Genomic DNA, 1,208 nt, shown 5'->3' on the forward strand with positions numbered 1-1,208 from the left:
ATTCCCACATTACCTGAAGAAGAAATTCTTAGCCTTTCCTGATTGTTTGTTTTAGCTATAAAATCTACTGCATCAGTCGTCCCTATGAAATTAGTTGCAGGATTAGTCCCGCTGTTGCCAAGCAGCTTCCAGGCATTATCAGACATAGGCTTCCACACTCCTGTCGTTATACTACTTGGGTTTCTATTACCATTATTGGGATTATAGAAATAATAGAAACCAGGAGTAACGTCGGTAGATACTGAAGGAAGATTACTTTTCCCTGTCATCGTCTTCCCTGTCCCGGTATTATATACAACCATTCCATCAAAATATCTGGGAAAATCAACTCCCGTACTGCTGTCAGTAACAAACTCGAATGTGGTCAGGTCCGTGTCTGAAAAAACAAGCCCTTTTCCAAAATTATTGGACAAAGAAGGAGTTCCAACAGATGCTGAACTGAAAGCTTTACTTACATTAAAGAAACTACTGCTTGCATTGGTGGAAATATTGGTATTTATAGTAGGGCCATTGAATTGCATCTGGGCCGACAAGCCACATGAGGTAAGAAATAATAGAGCTAAAATTGTATTTTTATTTTTTTTCATTCCTTTTTAAATATTTTTAATGTTTTTTAAATTAAAATCCTATGATAATCCAACGACTGCCATCACTCACTACCATTTTGCCCTTTCCTTCAGTAACTGTTCGGGAGCCCTTTACCGTTGTGTCATTCTGATCTCCTATCGTTAGATATCCTCCTGCCAAAACATCAGCATTGGCATTATATATTAGATAAACCTTTCCTTTATTGAGAGGGGTGGCAGCTGGTAATGCAATTGTTAAATCAACATTTTGTGGTGCATGGCTTTCGATCACGCAGTCATCATCTGTGGCAGTATAATCTGTGGTTATTATTTTGGAGTTGCCTGTTAAAAAGGAGTTTGTCATACTTTTCCAGATATTACCATCAAAATAATAGTATCCGGCCTTGGTAATATTGCTTGTTTTTGTACTACCTGTGCTTACAGGTGCATTGGCATATACTATTGCGCCCTCCAAATGAGAATCATAGGCCACATCACGACTCTTGATATCATCACCTTTTAAAATCGGGGGTAGTAAGCCGGCAGCTGTTGTACTATTTGCCGTAGCTACAATATCCAGTGTGGCACGAGGAGTGGTGGTATTTATTCCAACTTGGGAATAAACAATAGAGTTAATAGCCA

The 1,208-nt window shown here is 38.7% G+C and carries 2 pseudogenes; both read right to left on the reverse strand.

Annotation, left to right across the window (positions count from 1 at the left end):
- Positions 1-587: pseudogene (locus tag BW926_RS14030) on the reverse strand (hypothetical protein); the annotation flags it as partial.
- Between the two features lie 31 nt (positions 588-618).
- Positions 619-1,208 (reverse strand): annotated as a pseudogene (locus BW926_RS14035) (hypothetical protein); the annotation flags it as partial.

Source organism: Chryseobacterium sp. RU37D (assembly GCF_900156075.1).
In the GTDB taxonomy this organism is placed as follows: Bacteria; Bacteroidota; Bacteroidia; order Flavobacteriales; family Weeksellaceae; genus Chryseobacterium.